Source organism: Bacillus sp. 22190 (assembly GCF_052045575.1).
In the GTDB taxonomy this organism is placed as follows: domain Bacteria; phylum Bacillota; class Bacilli; order Bacillales; family Bacillaceae; genus Bacillus; species Bacillus altitudinis.
The window spans coordinates 50,046-76,482 of record NZ_JBQEPF010000004.1; the positions used below are offsets into that span (position 1 = coordinate 50,046).

23 protein-coding genes are annotated in these 26,437 nt (G+C 40.7%); 16 read left to right on the forward strand and 7 right to left on the reverse strand.

The window, feature by feature from the left end; translation table 11 throughout:
• Positions 1 to 2 precede the first annotated feature (2 nt).
• From ACTJKA_RS06795 to ACTJKA_RS06840, 10 genes are all read left to right on the forward strand, one after another.
• Positions 3 to 920, forward strand: coding sequence for an AEC family transporter (locus tag ACTJKA_RS06795; RefSeq protein ID WP_138825449.1), 918 nt, complete (start codon positions 3 to 5; stop codon positions 918 to 920).
• Positions 921 to 948: 28 nt separating this feature from the next.
• Complete coding sequence (locus tag ACTJKA_RS06800; RefSeq protein WP_081114738.1) at positions 949 to 2,541, forward strand: PucR family transcriptional regulator; 1,593 nt, start codon at positions 949 to 951, stop codon at positions 2,539 to 2,541.
• A 241-nt stretch (positions 2,542 to 2,782) separates the two neighbouring features.
• Complete coding sequence (locus ACTJKA_RS06805; RefSeq protein WP_099496410.1) at positions 2,783 to 4,120, forward strand: aspartate aminotransferase family protein; 1,338 nt, start codon at positions 2,783 to 2,785, stop codon at positions 4,118 to 4,120.
• A 326-nt stretch (positions 4,121 to 4,446) separates the two neighbouring features.
• Complete coding sequence (locus ACTJKA_RS06810) at positions 4,447 to 5,004, forward strand: glycerol-3-phosphate responsive antiterminator (RefSeq protein WP_017360356.1); 558 nt, start codon at positions 4,447 to 4,449, stop codon at positions 5,002 to 5,004.
• Positions 5,005 to 5,219: 215 nt separating this feature from the next.
• A complete protein-coding gene (locus ACTJKA_RS06815) occupies positions 5,220 to 6,035 on the forward strand; it encodes an MIP/aquaporin family protein (protein WP_008349011.1) in 816 nt (271 codons plus the stop codon).
• Between the two features lie 15 nt (positions 6,036 to 6,050).
• Complete coding sequence (gene glpK / locus ACTJKA_RS06820; protein WP_007497075.1) at positions 6,051 to 7,547, forward strand: glycerol kinase GlpK; 1,497 nt, start codon at positions 6,051 to 6,053, stop codon at positions 7,545 to 7,547.
• A gap of 139 nt (positions 7,548 to 7,686) precedes the next feature.
• The gene (gene glpD, locus ACTJKA_RS06825; RefSeq protein WP_345912178.1) at positions 7,687 to 9,348 is read left to right on the forward strand and encodes a glycerol-3-phosphate dehydrogenase; all 1,662 of its coding nucleotides are present in this window, start codon (positions 7,687 to 7,689) and stop codon (positions 9,346 to 9,348) included.
• A gap of 144 nt (positions 9,349 to 9,492) precedes the next feature.
• Positions 9,493 to 11,238: a phospho-sugar mutase gene (locus ACTJKA_RS06830; RefSeq protein WP_286108797.1), complete on the forward strand. Its 1,746-nt coding sequence runs from the start codon at positions 9,493 to 9,495 to the stop codon at positions 11,236 to 11,238.
• A gap of 151 nt (positions 11,239 to 11,389) precedes the next feature.
• Positions 11,390 to 12,535, forward strand: a complete 1,146-nt coding sequence (locus ACTJKA_RS06835) for a GAF domain-containing sensor histidine kinase (RefSeq protein WP_286108798.1) — start codon at positions 11,390 to 11,392, stop codon at positions 12,533 to 12,535.
• Entirely contained in the window at positions 12,532 to 13,182 is a 651-nt protein-coding gene (locus ACTJKA_RS06840) for a response regulator (RefSeq protein ID WP_007497084.1), read from the forward strand. Before ACTJKA_RS06835 ends, ACTJKA_RS06840 begins: the two co-directional genes overlap by 4 nt.
• A gap of 178 nt (positions 13,183 to 13,360) precedes the next feature.
• Here the strand turns inward: ACTJKA_RS06840 and ACTJKA_RS06845 are convergent, their stop codons facing one another.
• Positions 13,361 to 13,609 (reverse strand): YhdB family protein, encoded by a 249-nt coding sequence (locus ACTJKA_RS06845; RefSeq protein ID WP_008349000.1) that lies wholly within the window; start codon positions 13,607 to 13,609, stop codon positions 13,361 to 13,363.
• Positions 13,610 to 13,737: 128 nt separating this feature from the next.
• Here ACTJKA_RS06845 and ACTJKA_RS06850 point away from each other — a divergent pair, with 128 nt between their 5' ends.
• Complete coding sequence (locus ACTJKA_RS06850; RefSeq protein ID WP_046527363.1) at positions 13,738 to 14,121, forward strand: YqzG/YhdC family protein; 384 nt, start codon at positions 13,738 to 13,740, stop codon at positions 14,119 to 14,121.
• A 45-nt stretch (positions 14,122 to 14,166) separates the two neighbouring features.
• Here ACTJKA_RS06850 and ACTJKA_RS06855 read toward each other — a convergent pair whose 3' ends face one another.
• Together ACTJKA_RS06855 and ACTJKA_RS06860 are read right to left on the reverse strand one after the other, a co-directional pair.
• Positions 14,167 to 15,642, reverse strand: a complete 1,476-nt coding sequence (locus ACTJKA_RS06855) for a catalase (RefSeq protein WP_045034838.1) — start codon at positions 15,640 to 15,642, stop codon at positions 14,167 to 14,169.
• 160 nt (positions 15,643 to 15,802) lie between these two features.
• Positions 15,803 to 16,234 (reverse strand): Rrf2 family transcriptional regulator, encoded by a 432-nt coding sequence (locus ACTJKA_RS06860; RefSeq protein ID WP_007497090.1) that lies wholly within the window; start codon positions 16,232 to 16,234, stop codon positions 15,803 to 15,805.
• A 183-nt stretch (positions 16,235 to 16,417) separates the two neighbouring features.
• Here ACTJKA_RS06860 and ACTJKA_RS06865 point away from each other — a divergent pair, with 183 nt between their 5' ends.
• On the forward strand, positions 16,418 to 17,617 hold the full coding sequence (locus ACTJKA_RS06865) for a globin domain-containing protein (protein ID WP_116306647.1): 1,200 nt from the start codon (positions 16,418 to 16,420) through the stop codon (positions 17,615 to 17,617).
• A 67-nt stretch (positions 17,618 to 17,684) separates the two neighbouring features.
• Positions 17,685 to 19,109 (forward strand): SpoVR family protein, encoded by a 1,425-nt coding sequence (locus tag ACTJKA_RS06870; RefSeq protein ID WP_428004183.1) that lies wholly within the window; start codon positions 17,685 to 17,687, stop codon positions 19,107 to 19,109.
• Between the two features lie 50 nt (positions 19,110 to 19,159).
• Here ACTJKA_RS06870 and ACTJKA_RS06875 read toward each other — a convergent pair whose 3' ends face one another.
• Positions 19,160 to 20,524 carry an alkaline phosphatase gene (locus tag ACTJKA_RS06875; RefSeq protein ID WP_008348991.1) on the reverse strand — a complete coding sequence of 455 codons (1,365 nt, stop codon included), beginning with the start codon at positions 20,522 to 20,524 and terminating at the stop codon, positions 19,160 to 19,162.
• Positions 20,525 to 20,878: 354 nt separating this feature from the next.
• Between ACTJKA_RS06875 and ACTJKA_RS06880 the strand changes: the two genes are divergently transcribed.
• Together ACTJKA_RS06880 and ACTJKA_RS06885 are read left to right on the forward strand one after the other, a co-directional pair.
• Positions 20,879 to 21,709: a C40 family peptidase gene (locus ACTJKA_RS06880; protein WP_008348987.1), complete on the forward strand. Its 831-nt coding sequence runs from the start codon at positions 20,879 to 20,881 to the stop codon at positions 21,707 to 21,709.
• A gap of 456 nt (positions 21,710 to 22,165) precedes the next feature.
• Positions 22,166 to 23,566, forward strand: coding sequence for an amino acid permease (locus tag ACTJKA_RS06885; protein WP_017360346.1), 1,401 nt, complete (start codon positions 22,166 to 22,168; stop codon positions 23,564 to 23,566).
• Positions 23,567 to 23,610: 44 nt separating this feature from the next.
• On the opposite strand, the gene ACTJKA_RS06890 is transcribed toward ACTJKA_RS06885, so the two are convergent.
• From ACTJKA_RS06890 to ACTJKA_RS06900, 3 genes are read right to left on the reverse strand one after another with little or no spacing between them, the layout of a single operon-like run.
• Positions 23,611 to 23,901: a hypothetical protein gene (locus ACTJKA_RS06890; protein ID WP_008348984.1), complete on the reverse strand. Its 291-nt coding sequence runs from the start codon at positions 23,899 to 23,901 to the stop codon at positions 23,611 to 23,613.
• On the reverse strand, positions 23,889 to 24,947 hold the full coding sequence (locus ACTJKA_RS06895) for an anti-sigma factor (RefSeq protein WP_024719964.1): 1,059 nt from the start codon (positions 24,945 to 24,947) through the stop codon (positions 23,889 to 23,891). The genes ACTJKA_RS06890 and ACTJKA_RS06895 overlap by 13 nt, the downstream gene beginning before the upstream one ends.
• A complete protein-coding gene (locus tag ACTJKA_RS06900; protein ID WP_008348979.1) occupies positions 24,940 to 25,431 on the reverse strand; it encodes a sigma-70 family RNA polymerase sigma factor in 492 nt (163 codons plus the stop codon). The genes ACTJKA_RS06895 and ACTJKA_RS06900 overlap by 8 nt, the downstream gene beginning before the upstream one ends.
• A 385-nt stretch (positions 25,432 to 25,816) precedes the next feature.
• On the opposite strand from ACTJKA_RS06900, the gene ACTJKA_RS06905 reads away from it, so the two are divergent.
• Positions 25,817 to 26,419 (forward strand): lysophospholipid acyltransferase family protein, encoded by a 603-nt coding sequence (locus tag ACTJKA_RS06905; protein ID WP_017360344.1) that lies wholly within the window; start codon positions 25,817 to 25,819, stop codon positions 26,417 to 26,419.
• The last annotated feature ends 18 nt before the right edge of the window (positions 26,420 to 26,437 follow it).

The following is a 26,437-nucleotide window of genomic DNA, read 5'->3' on the forward strand; positions in this document are numbered from 1 at the left end:
ACATGGAGTTTTTACTTGTCTTAATGCCAGTGTTCGGCATATTCTTTATAGGGTATATTGGGCAGAAGACAATTGGTTTTGATATACATACGCTCTCATCAATGTCTTTATATTTAATGTCACCATTTCTTGCGTTTGAAACCTTTTATCAAAATAAAGTATCGATGGACTATGTGTACTTATCAATATTTGTCGTAGGGCTTTGTCTTTCACTTGTTTTATGTGTCTTCATTTTATCTCGAATTTACGGGTATTCGAATGAAACGTATTGTGCCATGATTTTGTCATCAGCATTTATGAATAATGGAAATTACGGCACGCCTGTTGTCCTTCTTGTTTTTGGAGCAGCTGGTTTAGATATTGCGATTGTGCTAATGGTCCTTCAGCAGCTCGTCATGAGTACGATCGGCATGTATTATGCAGCAAAAGGTGGAGAGGACGCGGGAGACTTGAAGGTCGTTCTAAAAAAAGTGCTGCGTATGCCGGTTGCTTACGGGGCTCTTCTTGGTCTATTATTTCAGCTCATTGACCTTTCATTACCTAAAGAGCTTATGACAGGTGTTCAGCTGGTCGGGGATGCAGCGATACCAACGATTATGCTAATTTTAGGTATGCAGCTCGCAGTGATTTCTTTTAAACAAGTGGATTATCGTAATATTTCCTATGCGGTGCTGCTGAAGCTGTTTATCTCACCACTCATCGCATTCGGCTTTACGCTTATTTTACCGGTAGATGATTTGGTGAAACAAATTATGATTTTAGTTGCAGCGATGCCGACTGCGGCGAATACCACGCTGATGGCTGTGCAATTTCGAACGAAGCCTGAGTTTGTCTCAAGCACGACGTTTCTCAGTACGATTTTAAGTATTGTGACTTTACCTGTTTTATTATGGATTTTATCCATGCACCCTCTGGGATAGGGGACGGCAAACAAAGGGGGACTTATGAATGAATGTAGATGTTCATTTTCAAGTAAGTGATGTGTTAAAAACGAAGCATTTTACGCATGCGAAAGTGTTAGCTGGGGAAAAGGGATTGTTTCGGCAGGTAAAATGGGTACATGTACTTGAAGTGCCTGCTGTAGAGGATTTGTTAAACGGAGGCGAGCTGATTTTAACGACGGCCGCAGGCTTCCATGATCAATTGGAAGTCTTTCAGGCGTTTTTAAGGCAGTTGATTGACTCAGGTGCGGCTGGATTATGTATTGAGTTTGTACCGCTCCGGTTTGATGTACCGGAAGAACTGATTATTTATGCAGAAGAACGTGATTTTCCGCTAATTCTGTTTACAAAAGAAGTGAAGTTCGTCAATATTACACAGCATCTCCATACGATGATGATTGAACGTCAGTATCAGATGATGGCAGATTTAGAAGCCTTGTCGTCAAAGCTGAATGAGCTTTTACTAACTCCTCATCCGCAGATGGATATTTTGGATCAAGTGTATCAGCACGTGAGAGGGATACTACTGCTGATCCCTGTTCAAGGTGAGCCGATTATTTTATGTGATTCTTCCAAACAAACAGAAGAGCTTGTGATGAATTATTTGCAATATGCTTCATTACCAAAAGGATATGAAGTGACGCAAAAACAAGTCCTTGCACTCAAACAAACCTTTGCAGACCTCGTCCTCATTCATCAATCGAACACGCTCTCGGAATTTGAACTGCTTGTGATGGATAAAGGAGCGAATGCCCTTGCCCAGCAAACATTAAGAGAGCTGTATACAGAAGAGCTGAAGAAGACAAAAGAGAATGAATGGCTGCAAAAATGGTTTCATGAAGATCATACAGAAAGAGAGATCATAGAACACCTTGAGGAGACAGAAGGGCTGAAAAAACCGACCGGCTGTGTGGTGATGCTCTTTCAAAAAAACCACCAAATAGAAGAAATCGCAGGGAATCTTTATTTTCTTGTCTCTTGCCGCTCTATTTTTCAGCGTGCTGGTTTCCATTTGATTGTGTACGAGCATCAAGGACAAACCTTATTTATCTTATTGAATACAAGAAAAGTTGAGGACTGGAAAGAGCGTGCAGAAAAAGCGGCAAACGACATCACGCAATTATATGACCGTGAGCAGCCCGGCGAGGCAGTCATCAATTATGGAATCGGTTCATATTGTGAGCAATTTCAGCACATGAGAAAAAGTTTTCAAGCAGCGAAAGAAGTGCTGCATTTAAAGAAAGTGATGCCGCAGCGGGTAGAAAGCCCATTTTATCAAGATTTACATATGCTTCGGTTGATGCCTGTCATGAAAGAAAGCGGGTTATTAGAATGCATGGTGAAAGAGTATTTAGAGCCGGTGATTTTATATGATAAACAAAATAGCGGCAGGCTCTATCAGACGCTGAATATCTTTTTACAGACAAACGGTTCTAAAAAAGAAACCGCAAGCCAGCTCTATATTGTGAGGCAGACGCTTTATCACAGATTGGATAAGCTTCATGTTTTACTTGGTGAGGATATGATGCAAGCGCCGAAACGTCAAGCGCTTGAATTTGCGATCCTTGCTTATGAATTTTTACAGGGGAATCGCCATTAACGGTATATGTTAGATTTGCCAAGGGATCAAGTAGAGTGTCTCATGGTTCTTTTCAATCAGTTGACGATCTGTCTAATGTAATGTGTCTGGCCCCTTTTTTATAATGAGAGTAACGACATGGGCGGTCTTGTTTCAGTTTCATATGCCTCACTTTTTATCCATATAATGAATGGAGAGGTCATATGCAGGACCGGTTTAAGCTTCTTTGATGATGAAAACGGATACATGGGGGCGTGGGAAGATGAAAACACATAACGCACAAGATCTTCAGGCGAAAGATGATCAGTTTATTTGGCATCATATGAAAGGGACAAACAAAGAAAATGAAAGTATGGTGATTCATGAGGCAGAAGGCGCATGGGTGACAGATATTCATGGAAATCGCTATTTAGACGGGATGTCAGGGTTGTGGTGTGTAAATGCCGGATATGGACGTAAAGAGCTTGCAGAAGCGGCGTATAGGCAATTAAATACGATGCCTTACTACCCACTGACACAAAGCCATGTGCCAGCGATTCAGCTGGCTGAGAAGCTCAATGAATGGCTAGGCGGGGACTATGTGATTTTCTTTTCTAACAGTGGTTCTGAAGCGAACGAAGCGGCATTTAAAATAGCCAAACAATATCATGCGCAAAAGGGAGAGAGTACACGAACAAAATTCATTTCCCGATATCGATCGTATCATGGCAATACAGCAGCAGCTCTAGCCGCAACGGGTCAAGCGCAGCGCAAGTACAAATATGAACCGTTAGGGCAGGGATTTATCCATGTCGCACCGCCTGATATGTACCGGCATCCTGAAGATCAAGAGAGCTTGGCAAGTGCTGATGCAATCGATCAAGCGATGACGTGGGAATTAAGTGAGACCATTGCTGGCGTCATCATGGAGCCGATGATTACAGGAGGCGGTATCTTAATGCCGCCAAAAGGATATTTGAAGAAGGTGAAAGAAATCTGTGAAGATCATGGGGCGCTCCTCATTGTGGATGAAGTGATATGCGGCTTTGGCCGGACAGGAAAGCGGTTTGGATTTATGCATGAAGAGGTAAAACCAGATATTATCACCATGGCAAAAGGGATCACAAGTGGATATTTACCGCTATCTGCAACGTGCGTGAAACGAGACATTTATGAAGCGTATGCAGGAGAAGATACGTATGACAGGCTACGGCATGTGAATACATTTGGCGGTCACCCTGCTTCCTGTGCGGTTGCGCTTGCTAACTTAGAGATCATGGAAAACGAGCAATTAGTGGAGCGGTCACGCACGCTTGGCCAAGACATGCTCGAACGTTTGCAAGAGTTAAAAGAGCATCCATTTGTCGGTGATGTGAGAGGAAAAGGCCTGCTGTTTGGAATTGAGCTTGTGCAGGATCAGGCGTCAAAAAAGCCAGCTGATCCAAGTGTAGTCGGTCAATTGATTGCAGAATGTAAAAAACGAGGATTGATCATTGGGAAAAATGGCGATACAGTGGCTGGCTATAATAACGTGGCACAGCTCGCACCACCGCTAAATATCACTGATGAAGACGCCTCATTCATTATTCATACTTTAAAAGAAAGCATGGCGCAATTATAGCAGAGATTTCTCTGCTTCAGATTGTTGACAAAGGGCTAAAATGAACTTTATTTTAGCCCTTTGTCTTCTTTTCAGCGTGATAGAAAATCTTTGAAGTCTAGGAAGGACGAGCACCAGCACGCAGAACTGACAAAGAATGCGAGGGTTTGTCTACACGCTGTAGCAGAGAGATTTCTCTGCTTTTTTCTATGTCCAGAAAGGATCAGATCTTAATAGATCTGCTAGGCTGAATGGTCAATGGGCACACTAGGTGTATTGAAAAAAACATGCGATTCTATTACTGTAAGGAGAAGATAGAACCAATACACACGAGAAGGAGACGGCATATGAGTTTTCATGATCAACCCATTCTACCTGCTGTTCGCAATATGAAGCAATTTGAGGAATTTTTAAAAAGTCCATTTACATATGGGGTCTTACTTGATGTTCACTTAGGGCGGCTTAAGGGCATCATGAATGAGGCGAATGCGCATCATAAAAAAATGTTTGTCCATGTCGATCTCATTCACGGAATCAAACATGATGAGTACGGAACGGAATTTATTTGTCAGGAAATGAAACCGGCAGGCATTATTTCTACTAGGTCTTCTGTCATAGTAAAAGCCAAGCAGAAAAAGGTATATGCTATCCAGCGAATGTTTTTACTTGATACAAGTGCGATGGAAAAAAGCATGGAGTTTGTCGGAAAACATCGTCCAGATTTTATTGAAGTATTGCCTGGTGTCGTGCCAGATTTAATTACAGAAGTGCGCGAAAGAGCTGGAATACCAATATTTGCAGGAGGGTTTATCCGAACAAAAGAAGATGTAGAAAGGGCGCTTGCAGCAGGGGCGACAGCTGTCACCACATCGAATACAGAGCTTTGGAAAGCGTTCCAAAAATGAAAAAGATAAAATGTGAAAATTGATTGACAACGTTTTCATCCTCTGATACTATAGCACTAAGTTAATATCATGTGATGGAGAAACGGAGATCCACAACGACGCTTTACTAGGTGACAAATGACCCTGATGTAAAGTATGTTTGTTGTGGGTCTTTTTTCTTTATCTTTTCTACACATTTATAGGGGATGGCAACTGAACCAGAGGAGGAATTTTTCATGACACCATTTTGGGGTGAAGTCGTTGGTACAATGCTTCTGATTATTTTCGGAGGCGGTGTGTGTGCGGCAGTCAGTTTAAAGAAATCGCTCGCTTATCAGTCCGGTTGGATTGTAATCGCTTTCGGATGGGGATTTGCAGTAGCGATTGCAGCTTATGCCACTGGAGGAATCAGCGGTGCACATTTAAACCCGGCGCTGACAATAGGTCTTGCATTAGAAGGAAGTTTTCCTTGGGCTGATGTTCCAATGTATATTGTCGGTCAAATGCTTGGCGCATTACTCGGAGCTATTATTGTCTTCTTACATTACTTACCACACTGGAAAGCGACAGACGATCCAGGTGCAAAACTAGGCGTATTCTCAACTGGTCCTGCGATTCCGCATACTTTTGCAAACGTGCTCAGTGAAGTCATCGGTACATTTGTATTGGTGGTAGGAATTTTAGCGATTGGTGCAAATAAATTTGCAGACGGAGTCAATCCGCTGATTGTTGGTTTCTTAATTGTCGCAATTGGTCTTTCATTAGGTGGTACAACTGGTTACGCAATTAACCCTGCACGTGATTTAGGTCCAAGAATCGCACATGCCATTCTGCCGATTCCAGGTAAAGGTCCATCAAATTGGAAATATGCTTGGGTTCCTGTTGTTGGTCCAATTTTGGGCGGTGCATTTGGCGGTGTTTTCTATAATGCAGCCTTTAAAGCGAACGTCACACCAGCCTTTTGGATTGTAAGCGTTATTTTAGTTGTGGTATTGTTAGGACTCTATGTTTCTACGAAAAACCAGACAAATGCTGTCAATGAAAGTATGTAAGGGGAGGAAAACACCATGGCAAAAGAAAAATATATTCTCGCATTAGATCAAGGGACAACAAGCTCAAGAGCGATCTTATTTGATCAAGAAGGTAAAATTGCACATACAGCTCAGAAGGAATTCAATCAATATTTTCCGAACCCAGGCTGGGTAGAACACAATGCAAATGAAATTTGGAGCTCTGTTCTATCAGTTATTTCAACTGCTTTAATCGAATCAGGAATTGAAGCAGATCAAATCGCCGGTATCGGAATTACGAACCAGCGTGAGACAGCTGTCGTTTGGGATAAACATACAGGCGCACCCGTTTACAATGCAATTGTTTGGCAGTCTAGACAAACATCGGGTATATGTGATGAGCTAAAAGCGCAAGGGCACGATGAAACGTTTAGAAATAAAACGGGTCTACTCATTGATGCTTATTTCTCAGGTACTAAAGTGAAATGGATTTTAGACAATGTCGAAGGTGCTCGTGAGAAAGCAGAAAATGGTGACTTGCTGTTTGGCACAATCGATACATGGCTCATTTGGAAAATGACTGGCGGTCAATCACACGTGACAGATTATTCAAATGCATCAAGAACGTTAATGTTCAATATTTACGATCTGAAATGGGATGAAGAACTACTTGATATTTTAGGTGTTCCAGCTTCCATGCTGCCAGACGTCAAACCATCATCACACATTTATGGTGAAACAACAGACTATCACTTCTTCGGTAAAAATATTCCGATTGCAGGAGCGGCAGGAGATCAGCAGTCTGCGCTATTCGGTCAGGCTTGCTTTGAAGAAGGAATGGCGAAGAACACATATGGTACAGGATGTTTCATGTTGATGAATACAGGGGAAAAAGCAATTAAGTCGGATCATGGATTGTTAACGACGATTGCATGGGGCATTGACGGCAAAGTTGAATATGCTTTAGAAGGAAGTATTTTCGTTGCTGGCTCAGCGATCCAGTGGCTGCGTGATGGACTTAGAATGTTTAAAGACTCAAAAGACAGTGAAGCTTATGCTGAGCGCGTTGAGTCAACAGACGGCGTATATGTCGTACCAGCATTTGTTGGTTTAGGCACACCATATTGGGATAGTGATGTCCGAGGCGCTGTATTCGGTTTAACACGCGGTACTTCTAAAGAGCACTTTGTTCGTGCAACGTTAGAATCACTTGCTTATCAAACAAAAGATGTTTTAGATGCGATGGAAAAAGATTCAAACATCTCACTTAAAACATTGCGTGTCGATGGCGGGGCTGTAAAGAATGATTTCTTAATGGGCTTCCAAAGTGATTTGCTGGATGTGCCAGTAGAACGTCCAGAAATTAATGAAACGACGGCACTCGGTGCGGCCTATCTTGCGGGAATAGCAGTTGGCTTCTGGAACGACCGTTCAGACATTGCAAAACAATGGAACCTTGACAAGCGCTTTGAACCTAAAATGGAAGAAGACAGCCGTGACTCGTTATACAGCGGGTGGAAAAAGGCTGTAAAAGCAGCTCAAGCTTTCAAATAAACAAAAAGTATGGTATACTTCAAGTAAGTTAATAGAACGGTTGGAGAACTGGAGAGACCGCAAGCACCGAAGTGTAGAAATACGCTTTGGGTGTTTGCGGTCTCTTTTTCTTTACCGTACAACATGGGAGGAACAAGAGATGACTTTTTCTAGCTTAGAAAGAGAACAAATGCTTCAGGACATGACAAAAAAACCATATGATGTATTTATCATTGGTGGGGGTATTACAGGCGCAGGTACGGCACTTGATGCGGCTTCACGCGGAATGCGTGTCGGTCTTGCGGAAATGCAGGATTTCGCAGCAGGTACGTCTAGCCGCTCAACGAAACTTGTACACGGCGGACTTCGTTATTTAAAACAATTTGAAGTGAAAATGGTCGCAGAGGTCGGTAAAGAGCGTGCCATCGTATACGAAAACGGTCCTCATGTGACAACGCCAGAATGGATGCTTCTTCCGATGCATAAAGGCGGGACATTCGGTAAGTTTTCAACTTCAATCGGACTTAGAGTATATGACTTTTTAGCTGGCGTTAAGCATAGTGAACGCAGAAGTATGCTAAGTGCAAAAGAGACACTTGCAAAAGAACCACTTGTGAAAAAGGATGGCTTAAAAGGCGGGGGCTACTATGTTGAATACCGTACAGATGATGCACGCCTGACAATTGAAGTCATGAAAGAGGCTGTGAAATTTGGGGCAGAAGCGGTCAACTATGCGAAAGTAAAAGAATTTATTTATGATAAAGGCAGAGTTGTCGGTGTTGTCATTGAAGATGTCACAACACAGAAAACATACGATGTATATGCGAAAAAAATCGTCAATGCGACAGGTCCTTGGGTCGATCAGCTAAGAGACAAGGATCACTCAAAAGAGGGGAAACATTTACAACATACAAAAGGAATTCACTTAGTATTCGACCAATCTGTTTTCCCATTAAAACAAGCAATCTACTTTGACACACCTGATAAACGAATGGTCTTTGCGATTCCAAGAGAAGGAAAAACGTACGTGGGAACAACAGATACAGTTTACAAAAAACAGCTGGAACATCCACGTATGACAAAAGCAGATCGTGATTACGTGATCAAAGCCATTCAATATATGTTCCCAGATCTTCATATTACAGAGAAAGACGTTGAATCTAACTGGGCTGGTCTTCGTCCACTCATTCATGAAGAAGGCAAAGATCCTTCAGAAATTTCTCGTAAGGATGAGGTATGGACATCATCTTCAGGCTTAATCACGATTGCTGGCGGTAAATTAACAGGTTACCGTAAAATGGCTGAACACATTGTGAATCTTGTACGTGATGGACTTAAAGAGGAAACTGGAAAAGATTTTGGACCATGTAAAACGAAACATATGCCAATTTCAGGCGGGCATGTAGGCGGTTCAAAAAATATGGCATCCTTTGTTCAAGCGAAAACGGCAGAAGGAGCATCCGTTGGTTTGACAGAACCGATTGCACAAAAATTAGCTGAGAAATATGGCTCAAACGTCAGCAATGTCTTCAAGCGTGTGGAGCTGCTTCAAGGGGAAGCAGACAAACGAAACATTCCCGCTTATGTGTTGGCTGAACTTGTCTATGCGATCGAAGAAGAATTGGCTGTTACACCTGTCGATTTCTTCTTGAGAAGAACAGGCAGCCTATTATTTAATATCAATTGGGCAAAAACGTATGCACAGCCTGTTGTTGACTATATGGCAGATCGTTTTGGCTGGGATGAAGCGACAAAACAGAAACATCAAACTGAATTAGACCGACTATTCCATGAAGCAGTCGTACCGCTTGATGCTGAATAAGTAAAAAGCCGATCGTGTATCGGCTTTTTTTATTTTGTACATCGTTTTTTCATATGTTCATGATATAACATGACATAAAGGATAATTCCATATAAAATAACAGTAGATATTATTTTATTGATGATAAGAACTGGGAGGACGAACATGAGTTGGATTACGAATTATGAGCGTTGGATCAATGAGAAGCACCTGGATACTGAACTAAGGGAATGGCTGGAGGCACATCAAGATGATCATCAAGCGCTTGAAGACTGCTTCTACAAAAACCTTGAGTTTGGTACTGGAGGAATGCGCGGAGAAATTGGTGCTGGAACGAACCGAATGAATGTTTACACTGTTCGAAAAGCATCTGCTGGTCTTGCTGCGTATATTGCAGCACATGGAGAGGATGCAAAAAAAAGAGGCGTCGCCATTGCCTATGATTCACGCCATAAATCTCCTGAATTTGCGATGGAAGCGGCCAAAACACTTGCTTCACATGGCATTCAAACATACGTATTTGACGAACTGCGTCCGACACCAGAACTCTCTTTTGCAGTTCGAGAACTGAATGCCTTTGCAGGGATTGTTGTGACAGCAAGTCACAATCCGCCAGAATATAATGGCTATAAAGTTTATGGAGAAGATGGAGGCCAAATGCCCCCATTTGAAGCAGATCAAGTCATTAAAGAAGTAGATGCCATCGAAAATGAATTAGCCATTTCAGTGGAATCAGAAGAAGTATTGAAGCAAAATGGTTTGATCCGCATGATTGGTGAAGAAATCGATCAAGCGTATATGGAAAAATTAAAAACGATTCGTGTGCATCCTGAGCTTGCAAAAGAAGTCGATGTCAAAGTGGTGTTTACCCCGCTTCACGGGACGGCGAATAAACCTGTCCGAAATGGACTTCAGGCATTTGGTTATAAGCATGTGACGGTTGTGCCTGAACAGGAAAAACCAGATCCGCAATTCTCGACGGTCACGTCTCCAAATCCAGAGGAGCATGCCGCTTTTGAATACGCCATCAAGCTTGGCGAAAAGCAAAATGCTGATATGTTGATTGCGACAGATCCAGATGCAGATCGATTAGGTATCGCTGTGAAAAATCATGATGGTGAATTTACCGTTTTGACCGGCAACCAAACAGGCGCCTTACTACTTCATTATTTATTTTCTGAAAAACAAAAACTAGGTCAACTGCCGCCTCGCCCCGTTGTGATGAAAACGATTGTGACAAGTGAGCTTGGGCGTGCTGTTGCCTCAGCATTTGGAGCTGACACGATTGATACGCTCACTGGCTTTAAATTTATTGGAGAAAAAATCAAGCAGTTTGAGGAAAGCGGAGAATACACGTTTCAATTCGGCTATGAAGAAAGCTATGGCTATTTGATCGGTGATTTTGCACGAGATAAAGATGCAGTTCAAGCTGCGCTATTAGCAGTTGAAGTCGCAGCCTTTTATAAGAAACAAGGGAAGTCATTATATGATGCGCTTGTTGATATTTTTAAGGAATTTGGATTTTACAGAGAAGGGTTAAAGTCATTAACCTTAAAGGGGAAAGTAGGAGCGGAGCAGATTTCTGCTATTCTTCATACCTTTAGATCAAACCCACCAGCTTCTATCGCCGGTCAGCGCATTACGGTCATTGAGGATTATCAATCAAGTCAAAGGCACCTTGTGGCTGAAAAGAAAGAAGAAACGATTCATCTGCCGGCATCAAACGTTCTGAAATATTTCCTTGAAGATGGCTCATGGTTTTGTTTACGACCTTCTGGTACGGAGCCTAAAGTCAAATTTTATATTGCAGTCAAAGGCACATCGTTAACAGACAGCGAAGAAAAGCTGAAACACTTATCAGAAGAAGTCATGAAAGTCGTCTATGACATTGTGGAAGAAACAGCTAAATAAAACATCACAAAGCCATCATGTCATGCATGATGGCTTTTTCTCAGTCAAAAGGATGAGAAAAAATCATCCTTTTTGAGAAAGAGCCGTACAGATGCTCATGGTATAATCAACATATTGATAAGAGAGGCAGTAAAAGCCGGGGGTACACACGATGGGAGATTACCAAGAAAAAGTCAAAACATTAAAAACGTTAAAAGAAATTGCTGAAAAGCTAAATGAAGGGATGGAAATGAAGGAAACGCTTCATGAAGTGCTTCATATGCTTATGGAAGTGACAGGCTTTCAAACAGCATGGATTTATTTTATAGAAGAAGACGGATCGTATGAACTAATGGCAGAAGTATGCTTACCTGAAGCGCTGGCAAAGGATCGAAAGCAATTGATGTGTCAAAACGATTGCTATTGCATCAACCGCTACACGAAAGGCTCACTGCAATCAGCTACCAATATTATCAATTGTAAACGGATTGAAACGGCGATTGAGCAAAAGCTTGGAGATACAGAAGGAATTACCCATCATGCAACCGTTCCGCTCCAAGCATGTAAGCGTACGTTTGGCTTATTAAATGTGGCGGCAAAAGGGAAGGTCACATTTACACAGGAGGAGCTGAATCTGCTTGAAAGTATTGCACTGCAAATAGGTACGGCTATTCAGCGTATGAAGCTTGTGCAAAATGAGCAGCAGCATGCACTGCTAGAAGAACGAAACCGGCTTGCGCAGGATTTACATGATTCTGTGAATCAAATGCTGTTTTCCGTGAGTTTGACTGCAAAGGCAGCGCGTCAAATGACCAGTGATCAACATTTAGGGGAAATGATTGATTTTATTCAGCATTTATCACAAGATGCCCTCATTGAAATGCGTTCACTCATATGGCAGTTAAGACCAAAAGGACTTGAAAAAGGATTTACGACAGCGATTGAAGAGTATGCACAGCTTTTAGGTCTAAATTGTTCATTGTCTTTATCAGGCTGTATGGAAATAGATCATTCAAAGCACGAAACCTTATTTCGCGTATGCCAAGAAGCTCTAAATAATTGCCAAAAGCATGCGGGCGTTGAGAAAGTAGAGGTCAAACTGGAGCAATCAGGAGATACGTTTGGTATGAAAATCATCGATCAGGGAAAGGGATTTCAGTATGATGAACAAATGAGTCTTCCTTCATTTGGGCTGAAAGGGATGGCTGATCGTATCCGAAGAGCAGGCGGTACATTTTGCATCAATTCTGAGCTAGGGAAAGGAACCACGATTCATGTGAAAGTACCATTTTCTCAAGAAAGGAAGGGATTGTCATGAGGGTAGTCATTGCAGATGATCATCACATTGTCCGAAAAGGGCTGGTCTTTTTCTTGCAAACCCAGCCAGATGTGGACATCGTTGGTGAAGCATCCAATGGAGAAGAGGCACTACAGGTAGTGAGGCAGACAAAGCCTGACATTGTCTTGATGGATCTCTCTATGCCTGTAATGAATGGGATTGAGGCGACAAAGCAAATGACGCTGGATATGCCGGATGTCCGCATTGTCATTCTGACAAGCTATGCAGATAAGGACTATGTGATCCCTGCTATCCAAGCGGGAGCAAAGGCTTATCAGCTCAAAGATGTAGCACCTGAAAAGCTTCTCACGACAATGATTGAGGTGCAAAATGGTACGTACCAGCTAGATGGTCATATTACAGCTTTTCTTGTCCAGCATCTAACTGAACCTAAAGAGCAGAAATGGGCATTGATGAACGAACTGACCAATAGAGAACGTGATGTCTTATTTGAAATCGCAAAAGGGAAAAGTAACAAAGAAATCGCCTCATCGCTTTTTATTTCTGAAAAGACTGTGAAAACTCACGTGTCTCATGTGTTATCAAAGTTAGAGCTGGCAGATCGAACTCAGGCCGCTCTCTATGCAGTAGATTATCAAAAAAATCAGCCGAAAGAGCTGTTGTAAAAGAAGAGCATATACAGTCTATATGAATGGTGGACATTCCAAAAGACTTCATGAGTATTTCTCATGAAGTCTTTTCTTCTTTATGAAAGGCGGTTAGTAAAAGGCTGAAAAGAAAACAAAGAGCTAAAATAAAGTTCATTTTAGCCCTTTGTCAACAATCGAAAATCATCCTTTTTCTTTATGTGTACATCGGTTCAGCATATGCTTCAGCAACGGCAGCCTCTGAAGCATGGTCGATATACTGCAGGAGTCCATATAAACATTTTTCAACATCTGCATCGTTCCGGTTAAATTGATACGCATGTAAGAAATGCTCAATACGTTTCGAGAGCAAATCATCTTGCGTACGGACCATAAGAATAAGTAAATTATCCCATTGCGAGCGATGCGTATAATAAAGTGCCTTATCATAATCTGCCACATTCATTAAACCTTCTCCTTTCCCTTGAGAAGTCCTCATTAGTTTGCTCGGATCAGGTCGACTTTTTCAGGGGAAAAGTTGGTGTCTGCATAAACAGGGTACCGGGAATTATAGGCTGAATAAATGCTTGATGTATGAAAAAGAACCAACCAGCAAAACCTAAACAAAATAGACATGAAAGTGAGAATATTGATATTATGCACCCGAAATTATGGATGCTTTTTGCAGTAGGAATTGTTTTATTCGGCAGTCTCATGGTTCATCCATCTTCACAAGCAGCTGTGCAGCCGGCAGAGAATTGGGAAAGACTTGCGTATACTGCGTTGCAAGATGAATATGAAGGCGCCGCTTTAAACGATTATCATTACATTGGACGTACACAAGTGAATGAAGATCAAACAAAAGATGTGTTTCGCGTGACCGTGAAGGAAGGCTCCACACGATTTGCAGCACATGCAGAAATTTATTTTCATCCGGTGACGGGTCATTTGATTAGTATTAACGTGTTTCGGTTATAAAAAAGCACCTCTTTTAAAAAGAGGTGCTCCAGCTGAAAAGAAGATTTATTTCATGCTTCCTTGAAGATATGAGCGAATATCCACACCGAGTGAATCCGCTAAACGCTGTCCATAATCTTCATCTGCACGATAGAAGTTGCAGATCGCAAGTAATTTCGTTTTTTCATTTACGTCTTTCAAGTCAGCTGTCAAGTTTTTGATCAATGCTTGTTTCTCTTCTTCAGAGTAGCTTCGATATTTTTCTCCAGCTTGTTTGAAATCGTTTGGTTTTTCGATTTTTTGTCTCACCATACGGTCACCGTGAAGAACCGGTTCACTTTCTTTGTAGTGAGGGTTTTCTTTTGGCTGATCGTCATAACGGTTTGGTTCATAGTTAATATGACCGCTTGGACGAGTTGTTGTCATAAAGCCATCCTGTTGGTTATTGTGAACAGGCGCATAAGGACAGTTCACTGGGATGCGCATGTAGTTTGCACCTAGGCGGTGACGCTGCGTGTCAGGATAAGAGAACAGACGACCTTGAAGCAGTTTGTCTTCAGATGCTTCAATTCCTGGTACTAGGGCACTTGGCGTGAAAGCAGATTGTTCTGTTTCAGCAAAGAAATTTTCTGGATTGCGGTTCAGTGTCATGCGGCCCACTTTTTGCAGCGGATAATCTTCCTCGCTCCACGTCTTTGTCGGATCACATGGATCATAATCTAGTTCATCATAATCACTGAGCGGCATAAGCTGAACGTAAAGATCCCATGCTGGATAATTTCCTTTTTCAATACGATCATACAAGTCTCTTGTCGCATGTTGGAAGTCGTTTGCTTGAATTTCTGCAGCTTCTTCCATCGATAAATTGCGAATGCCTTCTGATGGTCTCCAGTGGTATTTCACATATTTTGTTTCTCCGTATTTGTTTACCCATCTAAACGTATGAACACCAGAACCGCGCATTTCAGCGTAGTTCGCAGGAATACCTTCGTCAGAGAAGAGCCATGTGAGCATGTGAGTGGATTCAGGTGTTAACGTCATAAAATCCCAATAACGGTCAGGATCTTGAATGTTTGTTACAGGATCTGGCTTGAGAGAGTGAACCATATCAGGGAACTTGAGTGCATCACGAATAAAGAAGATCGGCAAGTTGTTCCCAACTAGGTCATAGTTGCCTTCTTCTGTATAAAATTTGACTGCGAAGCCGCGAGGGTCACGTAATGTTTCAGGCGAACCTTTAGGATGAATAACCGTTGAGAAACGGACAAAAACGTCTGTTTGTTTTCCTTTTTCACTTAAGAAGGCTGCTCTTGTATGTTTCTCCATGCTATTTTCTACTTCAAATACACCATAAGCGCCGGCGCCTCTTGCATGAACGACACGCTCTGGAATACGTTCACGGTCAAAGTGTGCAAGTTTTTCAATCAAATGGTAATCATCAAGAAATGAAGGCCCCCTGTGACCAGCAGTTCTTGAGTTTTGATTATCGCCAACTGGCACGCCTTGATTCGTTGTCAAATTTTTATGATTAGAATTTGTCATTCTTTTTCTCCTCCTGTAAACAAAAAATGGTTTCTAGCAATCTATATACCCTAATTATATTGAATCAAACATGATAGTCAATATTTATTTATAATAATTTTAAATAAATTATTATTACAAGGAGGTAAAGAAAAAGACGAAAGAAATAAATTCTTTCGCCTTAGAGCAGAAGCTCTCTTAGAGCATCTTTGTTTTGTGTTAAATCACTTAATGTGTATTGGTCAAGAACGCGTAAATAAGCAGTGAGAGCTTCATGAAGTACGTGCTTTAATGAACAAATCGGGGAGATAATACAGCTGTTTTTCTTCGGATCAAAGCATTCAACCATGACTAAATCATCCTCTGTATAGCGGACAACCTCACCAATATTAATGCTTTCTGGGCTTTTCCCCAGCCTAATCCCACCATTTCTTCCGCGGATCGTTTCTACATAACCACGTTTTCCAAGATGGTAAATGACCTTTGTCAGGTGATTTTTCGAAATGCCATAAATATCGGCAATCTGCTGAATATTTGACAGTTCATTGTTTTCTCTCGAAGCTAAATAAATGAGTACCCTTAATGAGAAATCTGTATAATTCGTAAGTTTCATTTGGACGACCTCTAAACCTAATAGAGTTTTGTATCATCGTAACACATTTTAGACAAAAACTGTTCGAGAAAGTACTAAATGTGACAACATTTAAAACATGCATTTTAAATATTGCTTTTATAAGCTGTCATCCATTACGATAAAGATGTATTTAAAATACATCTTTTGAAAGAAGGAATAACGATGTTATCCACAGATCAAATGAATGCCATAAAACAATCAGCCCCTCTTCTAAAAGCTGAGGGAACAAAACTTGTGACTGTTTTTTATCAAAATATGATTAGACAGCACCCAGAGCTACTCAATCAGTTTAATAAAACAAATCTCATGAATGGAAGCCAGCCAGAGGCGCTTGCCGCAACACTCTATCAAGCTGCACTGCACATTGATCGCTTGGCAGACTTGTTACCTGCTGTGAAACAAATTGCCCATAAGCATGTCAGTGTCATGGTGAAAAAAGAGCAGTACCCAATCGTCGGATATCACCTTCTTGAAGCAATGAAAGAGGTATTTGGGTTATCAGAGGAAGATGACACATTGTTGGCTTGGAAGGCTGCATATGACATCATTGCGAATATATTCATCACCATTGAGGCAGAAATGATGGCTGAAAATGTGAAACAAACGGGTGGATGGGCAGATGTCAAACCGTTTATTCTGAAGAAAAAGAAACAAGAATCTCCATCACTCATTTCCTTTTATTTCGTACCAGAGGATGAATCTGAGCTACCAATGTATGAAGCTGGTCAATACATTACGGTGCAGGTAGATATGCCGGGTGAAGCCTATGTATGCAGCAGACAATACAGTTTATCAGATCAATATCACCCATCTTACTATCGCATCACCGTGAAACGAGATGGGCATGTCTCCACATTCCTGCATGATGAAATGAGAGAAGGCGATATTCTTCACGTCAGTATGCCGCAGGGAATGTTCTGCTTGCAAGATGACACAAAAGAACCCGTTTATTTGATTAGTGCCGGTTCTGGTGTCACACCAATGATTGGTTTAGTGAAAACAGCGTCGCATAACAATCAGCCATTCACGATGATTCATGCAGACAGACTAGAGGATGTAACCGCTTTCGAACAAGAGTTTGAACACGTTCTCACTTCATCTCCAGAGGGGCGTATTATCCTTTGTAACGAACAATTTGAAAAGAGTGGAAAGAGTGAGCTGGTTGAGAAGGTGGCTACGCGGATTGACCGACCTTTCCTTCAATCAGTCATTGGTGAAGGAAAAGGCCAATTTTATGTTTGCGGTTCTCCAGCATTTACTCAAGAGATGATCCTTATTCTAAAAGCGATGGACATCCCGGAAAAGAATATCCATTTTGAAGCGTTCGGCGGGCAGTCCATGAAAGAGATGGAAGTCGTCTAAACAACTGGCTGAACATCATGTTTTTTTAGGTACGCTCATATAGTAGGGATAAGTCCGATGAGGAGGGATGGTTTCCTTGAGCGTAACCGAAAAGCGTCTTTTACAACGAGCCATTGATGAAATTACAGAAATTGCAGAAGGATTTGGTCTAGATTTTTATCCGATGAGGTATGAAATCTGTCCCGCGGAGATTATTTATACATTCGGTGCATATGGCATGCCAACACGATTTAGCCACTGGAGCTTTGGAAAGCAATTTCACAAAATGAAGCTTCATTATGATTTAGGATTAAGCAAAATTTATGAGCTGGTGATTAATTCAAATCCTTGCTATGCCTTTCTCCTTGATAACAATTCGCTTGTTCAAAATAAACTAATTGTGGCTCATGTCTTGGCACACTGCGATTTCTTTAAAAACAACTGCCGTTTCCAAAACACAAAACGAGATATGGTGGAAAGTATGTCAGCGGCAGCAGAGCGAATTAAAGAATATGAACATATCCACGGTACAAAAGAAGTCGAGTCCTTTTTAGATGCTGTATTGGCATTGCAGGAGCATATTGATCCGTCGCTTGTTCGTTCAAAATTAAGCTGGAATCTCGACGATGAAGATGAATATGAAGAGGACAAACCAAAACGTCAAACGCCATATGATGATTTGTGGGGAATGGATGAATCAAAAACACGTGAGAAAAAGAAAACGATCAAGCAATTCCCCCCAAAGCCAGAAAAAGATATTTTGCTCTTTATCGAGGCACACTCCCGGGAGCTAGAGCCTTGGCAGCGGGATGTGCTGACGATGCTGAGAGAGGAAATGCTCTATTTTTGGCCACAGCTAGAAACGAAAATCATGAATGAAGGCTGGGCATCGTATTGGCACCAGCGGATTATGCGTGAACTTGATTTAGATTCAAGTGAATCGATTGAATTTGCCAAATTAAATGCAGGTGTCGTGCAGCCATCTAAGACAGGAATCAATCCTTACTATTTAGGGCTGAAGATTTTTGAAGATATTGAAGAGCGCTACGATCATCCATGCGAGGAATTAAAAAAAGCAGGAGTGACGGAAGGGTCCGGTCGCAGCAAAATGTTTGAAGTGCGAGAAATTGAATCAGACATTTCTTTTATTCGAAATTACTTAACGAAAGACCTTGTGATGAGGGAAGATTTGTACTTGTTTCAAAAGCAGGGGAGAGACTATAAAGTCATTGATAAAGAATGGAAGGCAGTCCGTGATCAGCTAGTCAGCATGAGGGTCAATGGCGGCTTTCCGTATTTGACAGTCATCGATGGTGACTATTTAAAAAACAATGAACTCTATATTAAACATTGGTATGAAGGCATTGAGCTCGATCTCAAATACTTAGAAAAGGTACTTCCATATTTGCATCAGCTATGGGGAAGAAGTGTGCATATCGAGTCAGTTCTTGAAGGAAAAGAAGTGATGTTTTCATACGATGGAAAAGGGGTTCATAGGAAGTATCTCACTTAATGATCAAAAAAGATGTCTACGACTAGACATCTTTTTTTGTGATTAGCACTTTATTGGTTTTTCAGCAGTTTGAAAATGTGTTTCGCTTGATCTGTATTTTCCATGAGTCCTTTTAGCTGCTCGCTTGTTGGTCCATAAGCATAAAATGGTACTTCATCCCCTGTATGACCCGATGTGGTCCAGCCTGTATGAGACCTCGTATTAATGACTTTTTCGATGGCATCATCAATTTGAACAGGATCTTTTGTTTCAGCTGCCTTTTGAATAGAGGCGATTTCCTCTTTTGAGAAATCAAGGTCGATGTATTGTTTGAGCGCAGTCTCGACCGTCATACCCCCAACAATTTTGTTTGCAATAAAATCAGGTGTCTTCTTTGCTGCTTTGACAGGCTGATAATCCCAGCTTCCCGAGCCGTCTGCCCCGAAGGAAAGGCCGCCAGTTGAATGATCTGCTGTCGTGATGACTAATGTATTTTTATCCTTTTTTGCGAAACGAATGGCTTCTTCAAATGCTTTTTCAAAATCCTTCATCTCACTCATCGCACTGACAATATCGTGGTCATGTCCAGCCCAGTCAATTTGACTGCCTTCAACCATGAGGAAAAATCCTTTTTTGTTTTTAGACAGCTGTTTGATGGCTGAGGATGTCATGTCTTGCAAAGAAGGGGTCGTTTTATCACGATCAATTGCTTTATCGAGACCACCGTCAGCAAAAATGCCTAACAATTTTTGCTGTTTGTTTTTTTGTAAGTCAGCTTTATTGGTTACGTAACGGTAGCCTGCTTTTTGAAATTCTTTCGTCAAATCACGATCTTTGCGGACAAAATCGATCAGTCCTCCGCCAAGCATGACATCGACTGTATGCTGTTTGCCAATTTTCTCATCGAAGAAATCATCAGCAATGGCTGCTGTGTTTTTTCTAGACACATCGTGGGCGGCATACGCAGCAGGTGTCGCATTGGTTAATTCAGATGTGACGACGAGACCAGTAGACTTTCCTTTGCGTTTTGCTTCTTCTAATACTGTTTTTAGTTTTTTGCCATTTTTGTTTACACCAATGGCGTTGTTGTATGTCTTTTGACCAGTTGCCATGGCTGTACCAGCTGCTGCTGAATCAGTAATGTTACTTTTAGAATCATCAGGGTATGTTTTATGCATGCCAGTGAGGTAAGGGTCAAACGCTGTTTGCTTGGAAAGATCACCGTTGTGTTTAAATGAGCGGTAAGTTGAAAGGTAAGGTGTTCCCATGCCATCTCCAATGAGCACGATCACATTTTGTACGTCATTTTTTGGTTTCTTTTTAGCCTCAGCTTTGTCAGCCTGTCCAAATTCAATTCCTGAAAAAATACCAATCGATAACACTGATGCGGCTGCGATTGCAGCTATTTTCGTTTTCGAGCTTTTCAACACACTCATTCATTTTGCCTCCTCATTGTTTATGTATCGCTCTCACGTTTACAATGGTAGAGCAGAAGTGTGGATTCCAAATGACAGCACCGTAAAGTTCACTTTAAAATTGTAAAGGTCCACTTTACATAGAATGAACCAAAAAGAGAAATGAATGTATGATTTATCTATGACAAGATGCATTTGTTTTGTCATGATTGTGTAATAAAAATGAAATAAAAAGAACCCTAAAAAAAAATAATTTTTGCCGAATTAATAAGCATAATGTCGTAGGAAGTCAAGACTATTTCTTCTGGTATTCGATCCTTATAATAGAAAGTAGATAAAAATTCGGATCACGATAGAAACATACAGGAGGAACAAATGAAAAAACAATTGATCACAGCTGCAAGTGCAGTTCTACTTGGGACGACATTATTTGCCGGAGCTGCCTCAGCACAATCAGTAAAGGTTCAAAAAGGTGACTCTCTTTCTGTTCTAGCGAAAAAATACAAAACAACCGTGAGTAAGATTAAATCAGACAATAAGTTGAAATCTAACACGATTTATGTTGGACAAACTTTAAAAGTGAATGGTACTTCTTCAAAAAAGGTAACGAAAACATCAAAAACAACAACAAAAGTAAAAGCGTCTTCAGCGACAGCCACTCATAAAGTTGTCAAAGGTGATACTTTATCTAAAATCGGCAAAAAATATGGAATGACAGTGAAAGAGCTGAAATCGTTAAATAAACTCAAAACAGATCTGATTAAAATTGGACAAAAGCTGAAAGTGAAAAAGACGTCCAAAGTGAAACCAACACCTGTCAAAGAAAAAACAGTTGCTACTTCTTCTTTAAACACGTCTAAACTCGTAGCAGATGCGAAAGCACAAAACGGTACACCATATAAATGGGGTGGAACGACACCGAAAGGCTTTGATTGCAGCGGTTTTATGTGGTATATCATTAACAAACAAACAAAGATTTCAAGACAAACGACTGAAGGTTTTTGGGGATCAATGAAAAGCGTCTCAACACCTAAAGTTGGAGATTTTGTCTTCTTTACAACCTATAAATCTGGCCCATCTCACATGGGTGTCTACCTTGGGAACAACAAGTTTATCCACGCTGCTTCTGATGGTGTGACGATCAGCGATATGACTTCAAGCTATTGGAAGCCAATTTACCTTGGCGCAAAGACATTTGTAAACTAATAATGGATCTTAAGAGACTGCTTACTAGGCAGTCTCTTTTTTTGTATATCGTTTGCGCAGCTCAATCAGTCCTTTATCATAGCTCTCTATGAGTCTAAAGGCTTTTAAATAAGCAAAAGTGGAGACGAGTTATCAAAAGAATAATTTTATTTTCACTTTATAAAAATTATATCAAAAAAGTATAATTTTGTATGTTGTATAATAAATAGAAGAAGCCAAGCTATGATTTGAATAAAGATTGAAGAAAATCTACCATGAATATTGACAAGTATTTTGTTGATAAATAAGAATTTTCACTCTATTTTTTAAAAAAGTGTTTTCATTTTTTAATTTTCATATATAATAATTTTACGCCACTAATTTATTGCGTTAAATTAAATCTAAATATTCAGAAAATAAAGTGAATTACGAAGTGGTGGCGTCTTTAGACGGATACTAAGTTTTGGGAGTGATGGTATGAGCAATTCGTTGTTTAGAAAGAAGAGCATTTCAGAGCTAATTGCGGCAACACAAGGGGAAAAAGCGTTAAGAAAGGAATTAGGTTCATTTGACTTAACGATGCTTGGTATTGGAGCGATTATCGGTACAGGGATATTTGTTCTGACAGGTACAGGCGCCGTCACAGCAGGACCAGGACTTGTTTTATCATTTGTGATTGCAGGTCTTGCATGTTTATTTGCGGCATTGTCATATGCGGAATTCGCTTCCACAGTGCCAGTATCAGGATCTGTTTATACATTTACGTACGCATCTATGGGAGAATTTTTAGCGTTTATCATTGGCTGGGATTTGATATTAGAATATATGCTAGCCGCTAGTGCCGTTTCAGCAGGCTGGTCAGGCTACTTTGTGTCGTTTTTAAATGGGATAGGGATTCATATACCAGTTGAATTAACAGCAGCACCAGGTGGTTTAAAGGGTCAAGTGACATATTTTAATCTTCCTGCATTTATTATTTTAATGATCATCACCTTCTTGCTGTACTTCGGTATTAAAGAATCAAAACGAGTCAACAACATCATGGTCATTATGAAAATTGCGGTGATTCTGCTCTTTATTTTAGTCGCTGTGAAATATGTAAAACCTGAAAACTGGACACCATTCGTTCCTTTTGGAACTTCAGGCGTGTTAAGTGCAGCAGCTCTCGTATTCTTTGCATTTATCGGATTTGATGCAGTTGCTTCTGCGGCAGAGGAAACAAAAAACCCGTCCCGCAACTTGCCAAGAGGAATCATCACTTCCTTATTGATTTGTACCGTGTTGTATGTGGTAGTCAGTGCGATCATGACAGGCATTGTTCCATTTATGAACTTTGAGGGGGTATCCCATCCAGTGTCTCTTGTTTTACAAGTAGCCGGTCAAAATTGGGTGGCGGGTATTGTAGATGTTGGGGCGATTTTAGGGATGACCACGGTCATGCTTGTCATGCTGTACGGCCAAACACGTGTCATGTTTGCCATGTCTCGTGATGGCTTGGTACCAAAGGTTCTTTCAAAGGTTCATCCAAAACATAAAACACCTTATATCAATACTCTTTTCTTTGGAACATTGTCAGCATTAATGGGTGGATTCATTCCGCTTGATGAGCTGGCAAGTCTAGTGAACATCGGAACACTTTCAGCTTTCATTTTGATTTCAGTTGCTGTCATTGTCATGAGAAAAACACAGCCTGATTTACCGAGAGCATTCAGATGCCCCGCAGTGCCGCTCATTCCGATCTTGGCTATTCTATCTTGCGGACTGCTCATTTATAAGCTTGGCACCATCACATTTGTTCGTTTCTTAATCTGGCTTACCATTGGGCTTGTTGTCTATTTCTTATATTCAAGAAAGCACTCCGAATTAAACAAAAAATAAGAGTGTACAGAAAAAGCCAGTCAAGTATGACTGGCTTTTTAGTATTAAAAACCTAATTGAAGATCGACATCAATGGAGACGATCGCATAGACACAAACGATGACAAAAATATTCAGAACGACGCCTAAAAAACCTGGTCCAGTGCGGCCTTTTTTAATGAACAGTTCAATCACACCGAATGGAACTGCGGCCATTGCAAAAGGAAGCATTTGAAACGAATAAAATGTCACATTGCTAATAATGGCGAGGTTCAGCATGAGCAGCGATAAAATAGCGGTGCCGACCGAAATCCAGCCAAACACATTATGCTCTTTAAAAATTCTTACCAATTCCATAATTCCACCTCGCTCACTTTGGCCGTTTTAATGCGTTTTGTCTTCACAAATTTCTCTATTTCTTTAGAAGGACCTGTGACAACAGAACCGTAAACCGTGACACCATTTTGATTGATGTAGCGTATTCGGTTAGAGAGGTCAAGTTCAGGTCTGCCAGAGATCGTTTTTGCCCAGGATGGATGCTGGTTGACATAGGCGAGGGCATCTTTGAACTGATCAACCTCTGTTTTTGATGTGTGCTGAAGCTCTTTTAAAAATTCAGAGTCTTTCCCGGGAAAACCGATTGGACGCTGATTTCCACTTAATGAATCTTCTGTTTTGATCGCATTCCAAAGCACTTTCATATCATATTTTTTAGCAAATGAATACACGTCTTTCGGTGTGTATGCTTTGTCATAGGATACATACACTTCACTCACTGTTCCTTCAGGTAGCTTGTCTAGAGTAGTGAGTGTTTGTTTTTTAGATGTATCTGCCTGAGACGATGGGTGCGTAAAGAAATCCTCCGTATTACGTGCGCTGTCGCCATAATAAGAGATCGTAGGCTGCTTTAATTTATCGAAAAACATTTCGATTTGTTCACTACCGATGGCTTCTGTTTTATTGCCAATTTGTTTTTGCAGCTTAAGTTCTGTGTTCATACCAAACAGTTTGACCTGCCCTTTTAAATCCTTCATATCAATGGCGACATTCGGTTTTGTTAGGGCGACTGTTACAGCGGCCGTTTCCATAAAATGATTGCCTTTACTGTCTGCTCCGCCAACGCCGTAGTATAGATAACTACCTAGTGTACAAAGCGGTAAAATAATCAGCGTAGATATAACAGCAAGCACAGAAATACGTAAATAGGACTTTCTTTTTCCGTATTGTAAAATGGCTTTTTGTTTTTCAGGACTGATGGAGAAGTCTGTCCAATCTGAGTCATTCAGTTCTTGGCTTAAGCGTTTTTCATTTTCTTCGAGCTCTTCTTCAAACGCCATCATTTCTTCTTCGTTCATCTCGCCATTATTATATTGTTCCCATCGCTTATTAAACTCTTCATTCATCATTAACACCTCTGTTATATAGTGCTTTTAGGCGCTGCCTTGCACGAAATAAAACACTTTTAAAATTTGCTTCAGTAATATTCATGACCTTGGATGCTTCTTTGTAATTCAGTTCTTTTAAATAATACAATGTCAACGCTTCCTTGTAGTTATCTGGAAGCTGCTCCAAATACATGTTGAGGACTTCTTTTATTTCAATCTGTTCAGCAGGACTTTGTACAGACGTTTGTAAAAGGCCGCCAATGAGATCATCCGATATGGTCACTTCTTTTTTATGTTTCCTGACATAATCAATAAAAGCATTTCGTGCCACCTGAAATAACCAAGGTTTCACTTTGCTATGGTCGTAGGAATGAATATGTATATAAGCACGCATAAAGGTTTCCTGCAATAAGTCTTCTGCCAAATGTTTGTCTTTTGTCATGGAGAGCAGAAACCTGTAAACATCGTTCATATACATTTGATAAATTTCATCGATCGTCACTGATTTTTCTCCCCTCTATGTTATACACGCATAAGAAAGGCATAAAGTTGCACGAAACTTCTCATAGGCCGTACATTACTCATCTCTTTCACCGAATCAAAATCATTTCTCCTTATCATAGCGAAATTTGCATCATTTATAAAGTGTTTTCAATAGAACAAATCAGGAAAAAAACTCAAAAAACGACAATTTTGGACACATTTCTTCCTCTATTCTCTCCTAAAAACACATACTTGAATACAGAAGGAGCGGTCTCTTAAGTGAAAAGATGATTTTAGTGAACCGTCTCTATTTTATCAGCAGGAGAAAATTTTTAGTACCAGGTAATAAAAAATTTGTTATAATAGAAACAAATCCTTCATTCTTCAAACAAAGGAAGTGCACTATGTATAAATTTTCAGGCTATACCGTCAAAGCATTTTTTGCTCTCCGAGGCGGAATCAAAGTATATCAAAAAGAGAATCTGCCAACAGACCGGGGGTTTGTCATTGCTTGTACGCATGAGGGTTTTGTGGATGTTCTTGCATTAGGCGCAGGAATTCTTCCGTTTGAGATCCACTACATGGCGAAAAAAGAATTGTTTGCAAATAAATGGATCGGCGGATTTTTAAAGAAGATTCATGCTTTTCCAGTTGATCGAGAGAATCCTGGGCCAAGCAGTATTAAAACGCCCATTAAATTATTAAAAGAGGGGAAAATCGTTGGGATTTTTCCAAGCGGAACACGTACAACAGAAGATGTTCCTTTAAAAAGAGGGGCCGTTACGATTGCGCAGCTCGGCAAATCACCAATCGTACCAGCAGCGTACAAAGGACCTTCTAATGCAAAAAGCCTTTTTAAGAAGGGGAAAATGCGCTTAATCATTGGTGAACCGATTGAGCTGTCTGAATTTGATCATCTGCCGCCAAAAGAAAGATTAGGTGCGATGACAGAAGTATTAAACACAAGAATCAAAGAACTTGAAGCTAAGTTAATCGAAAAGGGATAAAGAAAACGACCACTTGCT